The sequence below is a fragment of the Tyzzerella sp. An114 genome (assembly GCF_002161055.1).
Taxonomy (GTDB): domain Bacteria; phylum Bacillota; class Clostridia; order Lachnospirales; family Anaerotignaceae; genus Fimicola; species Fimicola cottocaccae.
The window spans coordinates 1-4859 of sequence record NZ_NFLT01000044.1; the positions used below are offsets into that span (position 1 = coordinate 1).

Sequence of the window (4859 nt, forward strand, 5' to 3'; positions counted from 1 at the left end):
GACTTCATAATTAGCTTCCGTAAGATTTCCGTATTGTAATGCTTGTTGTATTTCTTCACTTTCTTCTTTCCAACATCTTATTTCCAAACTATTACCAACATTGACAAAATATTTCACAAGTTCTTGCCACCAGTGTGAAGATATATGAGAGTCTATCATCTGCAACCTAATTTCGCCCATACAATCGCACTCCTCTGCCAAATTCTAATTTATCACTCTTTTTTACTTTCCAAACAAGCTATATGCCAGCATAAGAAACACTAAAATATTGCAAACCATACCGCCCCAAAACAGGTACAACTTCAAGCCCTCATATCTGAAAAAGCTGTTCTTACTTTCCTCCAGCTCCCGGATCTTCTGCTTCATCACGCTCGTAAGTGTATCAGACTGCTTCTCAAGAAGCTTTGTAGCCCTCTGTATAGCCTCTATATTCGCCTGTAACGCCTTTCTAACCTCTTGGACGGTGTTTTCCTTAACCTCATCTTTCAAGCTCCCAACCTCGTCCGATATAGCGTCTTGAAGCAACTCGTTGCTGTTCTTCAGCAGCTCTACGCTCTGCTTCAGCTCGCTGATGAGCTTCCTGTTCTGCTCTGCGTCTCTCTGCCTGTTCTGCTCTGCCCTTACTTGTTCTTGATTTGACTGCTTCATCAATTCCTCGCAGTTCTCGCTCGACATCGCCAACGCTTCTTTGAGCAGACTGTTTTCCAGCTCTGTCCGGCTCTGTCGGTTTAACTCTTGAAGCTGCTCTCTTGGACTGCTCTGCTTCTGCTGTTCGTGCATTTCTCTCAAACTCATGCTCCATGCTCTCCTTTCCGAAATCCATATTGTAGTATTTTTCCAGCTTGTTATCTCTGATTTTACAAGCCTTTTCTCCTGCCTGTTCCCTGGCTAAGTCGGTATATGTGATGTACTTATGGCTGTCCTGCCAGTCCACTCCGTACCCTCTTTCATTCATCAGCCGGATAAATGTTTCCCGGCTGGTCGCTGTTTCCTTACAATCCAGCACCGCAAGGGCAATATCCTGCACATAGCTTTTGACCTTTCCCTGCTCTGCCTGTTTCAAAAGCTGGTAGGTGTCTTTGCTCCATGCCACCGTTTCTTCCCGTACTTCTCCAGCAAATGTCTTTCCTTTCTCCGGCACATGCAAGCCCTGTTCCCGGCTCTGCTCGTTGCACCGTTCCTTTAAGTCTTTAAGGTCGTGCTTACTCCATTGGAGCTTATGACCGTTCTCATAATTTACGGAATTAACAATAAAGTGCGTGTGTATATGCCCCTTGTCTATATGCGTGGCTATCAGAACTTCATGCCCTTTCCATGCCTTTGTATGCTCTGCCAGCTCGACAGCGTTCTTGTGAGCCTGCTCCGGGGTTATTTCCTCGTCCTCATGGTAGGATTGCACATAATGCTTATAGGTTCTTCCGTCCGTCTTGCCCCACAGCTCCTTTGTGGCTTGCATTTCTTCCTTGACCGTCTCCGGCTCACAATGCAGACCGCTGACAAGCTTCTCCTCTGTCTTTTCTTTTTTCGTCACATAATCTATTGCGTGCCCTATGCCCGCCTTTGAAGATACCGCCTTAATGACTGCCATACTTTGTTCAGCTCCTCTCCATGCTTCCGCACTTCCGCTTCACTCGGCAACATTCCCCCCTCATTACACCGCTTTGCTATTTGGTTGAGGTTGTTCCCTATCCGTTTCAGTTCCGGGATAAGTTCTTTGATACCGTCCGTATTCACGATCTGCTTCTCCAGCACACAGGAAAGGATATACTCCTGCTGGTTCTTTCCACTCTCTAAAATCTTCTCCTGCAACTGCCGGTATTCTTCTTCACTTACTCGGAATGATAACTGCTTTGGTCTTGTCTTGTTCATACCCTTACCACTCCATATCCATGACATCAAGCAAGTCAAAGAAACGCTCCAGCGTCTTATTTTCCTTTTCTGCCGGGTTCTGTTTTACATATTTATCAATTACTTTCATCAGCTCCTGCACCTCGTATCTGTACTCAAACTGAATTTTATCCATTTCTTTTTTCATGCCTTTGACCTCTCTTTCTTCGGTGCTACCACCGTCACACTATGAGCCTTTCGGCTCTCTGAAAAGGGGGATTGAAGGGGGGCTTGCCACCCTCACAAGTTCTAAAATGGTAACACTTTAGGGAACTTGCAATATATCCGCTACACATATTATAGCATGATAGAAACTCTATATCAAGCGGATATATTCGTGCGTATATTCTGCCAAGAATATAGTGGAGCTTACTTCCTCTTGGGCGACTTTGGAAGTGTAGGAGGAAGACAGTCAAGGGCTTGTTTTTTATCTGCAGTATGAGCTTCGGCTTGCCGATCAGCGAGTACAGCAGATAAAAAATGGTCGCAGACCACCCTTTACTTTCTTCCGCCGGAACGGACAATGAAGCACAGGGGGGGGAAGTAAAGGAACGGACGGACAGCCGTTTTCCCCTCCGGCATTATAGCCAACAAAAAAGAGTATCAAGGGTAAACGCTGCGGTCTATGACCGCCCTTGACACTCTTTTCCTTATGGCTTTGATAATAAACAAGGGGAAATGGCTTCTTGTGGCATTTCTGCCACTATGGTATAATGGGCGACGCTACCACCCCTATACAGGTACAGAAAGGGGGTGTGCCACCATGAGTATATTTTCGTCTTTCTTACTCTCTGTCTTGGCAAGTGTAGTCGCCTACTACATCTGCAAATGGCTGGACGGAGATAAATAGGCGGTAGCCAGCCTAAGGCATAAGCCACCTTGCCACAACGGAATAGAAAAGCCCCGGAGGTCGCAACTCCGGGGCTTTTTGCGTGCCACAATGAGCACTTTCGTCTTTCTTGCCTACTGGCATTATAGCATATGCCTTTCGGCATTTCAAGTATGCCCTACTTCCACCACTTATAAACCGTATGCTTTGCAAGTCCTGTCTCTCGAATGCAGTCCGCTTTCTTTCCTGCCGGGTGGCTCTCCTGCCATTCTCTGACTGTCCGCTCTGCTGTTGGTCTGCCCTCTTTTACTACTTCGCCTATAACTTTCATATCCTCTTTTTTTCGCCTTGCAAGATATAAATGAGCCTCTTGTTTTCTGTAATTTCGCTTATTTGCTGGTATCGTAACCTTTGTGTTGTCCTCTATCCATTCCCGGCTTGCTATCGTTGACAACCTTTTTCTGTCCCCTTTCAATGCCCGGAGAGCGTCTTTCACATCTGCCCGGCTGAAATGGTTGTCCTCGTCCTCGGTAAGGCTCTCTAAATGGTCCAAGAACGCATAGGCGTCTCTCCGTATCTTCTGCTCGGATATGCCACACTTCAAGCCATAAGAGCACAACGCCATAATAGAAAAGTAACGCCCTCCGGCTTTCACTTCCTCGGTTATTTTCCGTTTCCACCACTCATATAAAGCTTCGTTACATACCCACGTACCGCCCTGCTTCTTACTTTTCTGCTTCGGCTCTCCCTGCACGATCCGCTTCTCATACCATTCCGGGTACAGCTCCTTTGCTTCTTCCAGCGTAACGGTACTTTTTCTTCTCGGCTTCTCGTACAACGGAGCAAGGTCTACCTTACAGCTCGGTATGCTGGCTTTTATGTCCTCCAGCGTGTAACGGTTCTCTGACAGCTTATAGGCTTTTACTGGGAAATCTGCACCCAGCTTCGACTGACTCCCCACACACCGGAAACCTTGATAAATTCCGGTTATATCCGGGCTGTCCGGACGGATAGAGCTGGTATCATTCCATAGCCGCCGGATAAAGGCTTCTTTCAGCTCCGCAAGCACTTCTTCCCGGTTTCGATACAACTGAACCGGCTCCTGCAAGAAATAGTAAAGATGTACCCCCTTGCCGGAGCTGACAAGATAAGTCGGACGAAGCTGCACACCATTCCCAAACTGCTTCAACAGGTTCTTTAACTGCTGTTTGCCTACATAATCCACATCCACCACCACCGCAAACAGCTCATGAGCGTTCTCTTTCGTGTGTGACTTTCCGTAAAAACTAATAGGCGGTATCAGCCCAAACCTATCTCCTATGACCTTATCCAGCATTTTCAGACTATCATCAATTACCCACTGCCGGGTTCTTCCTTTGCCGGACGGTCTAATCTGTGTCGCTATAATATTACCTTTTCCGTCCCCCGGCTCTTGCTGCAGACTACCAGTCGGAAACAACTCTCGATAGAAATCATGAGGACTTACTTCCGGGTATCCCCTCTCCAGCATAAGAGCTTCTTTCTCCCGATAAGCAGACTTCCACTCATACCCTCTTTTATCTCTCCTTTTGGTGTATTTTGCCATAGTCTTTTACACCTCACTCCCTCTCGCCTTGACCGCTAATCTTATCAATAGGTTTTTGCACCTTTTTCTCTCAAGTATAAGGGAGTGCCTTTTTGGTGTCAATACCTACACCTCACTCCCTCTCGCCTTGACCGCTAATCTTATCACTACAGTATTTTACCTTTTTCTTCGTACCGACAAACTAGAATTATTAGTTTATAGCGATACTAAAATCATCTTCTGTATATGTACTCATTGCATTTTTGAAAAAAGTAATATCGTCATCAGAAACACCCATTACATATATTTCTGTGCCATAATGAGCACTGCAAAATCTACGCTGTCCACTATCAACATTGATTGTGAAATATTTTGTCATTTTGTTGTATATGCTTTTGTCTTGTGGATTTTCTGATAATAGTTCTGTTAAAAATTCTTTTGTAACTATGCCTTTAATAGAGACTTCATAATTAGCTTCCGTAAGATTTCCGTATTGTAATGCTTGTTGTATTTCTTCACTTTCTTCTTTCCAACATCTTATTTCCAAACTATTACCAACATTGACAAAATATTTCACAA

8 protein-coding genes and 1 pseudogene are annotated in these 4859 nt (G+C 45.3%); all 9 read right to left on the reverse strand.

The window, feature by feature from the left end; genetic code table 11:
* A partial coding sequence (locus tag B5E58_RS13010; RefSeq protein WP_330395658.1) for a hypothetical protein occupies window positions 1-180 on the reverse strand: 180 nt, incomplete at its 3' end.
* A 42-nt stretch (window positions 181-222) separates the two neighbouring features.
* Complete coding sequence (locus B5E58_RS13015) at window positions 223-489, reverse strand: hypothetical protein (RefSeq protein ID WP_071143404.1); 267 nt, start codon at window positions 487-489, stop codon at window positions 223-225.
* The gene (locus tag B5E58_RS13850) at window positions 479-823 is read right to left on the reverse strand and encodes a hypothetical protein (protein ID WP_242956681.1); all 345 of its coding nucleotides are present in this window, start codon (window positions 821-823) and stop codon (window positions 479-481) included. Before B5E58_RS13850 ends, B5E58_RS13015 begins: the two co-directional genes overlap by 11 nt.
* A gap of 169 nt (window positions 824-992) precedes the next feature.
* On the reverse strand, window positions 993-1175 hold the full coding sequence (locus tag B5E58_RS14070) for a hypothetical protein (protein WP_443080093.1): 183 nt from the start codon (window positions 1173-1175) through the stop codon (window positions 993-995).
* Between the two features lie 29 nt (window positions 1176-1204).
* A pseudogene (locus tag B5E58_RS14075) lies at window positions 1205-1588 on the reverse strand (relaxase/mobilization nuclease domain-containing protein); the annotation flags it as partial.
* Window positions 1549-1869: a MobC family plasmid mobilization relaxosome protein gene (locus tag B5E58_RS13025; RefSeq protein ID WP_021638906.1), complete on the reverse strand. Its 321-nt coding sequence runs from the start codon at window positions 1867-1869 to the stop codon at window positions 1549-1551. The gene B5E58_RS13025 and the pseudogene B5E58_RS14075, both read right to left, overlap by 40 nt.
* A gap of 4 nt (window positions 1870-1873) precedes the next feature.
* The gene (locus B5E58_RS13680; protein WP_004614779.1) at window positions 1874-2035 is read right to left on the reverse strand and encodes a hypothetical protein; all 162 of its coding nucleotides are present in this window, start codon (window positions 2033-2035) and stop codon (window positions 1874-1876) included.
* 859 nt (window positions 2036-2894) lie between these two features.
* Entirely contained in the window at window positions 2895-4301 is a 1407-nt protein-coding gene (locus B5E58_RS13040; RefSeq protein WP_021638909.1) for a DNA primase small subunit, read from the reverse strand.
* Window positions 4302-4491: 190 nt separating this feature from the next.
* Window positions 4492-4859, reverse strand: a 368-nt coding sequence (locus B5E58_RS13590; protein ID WP_158097774.1) for a hypothetical protein, incomplete at its 5' end; no start/stop codon positions are given.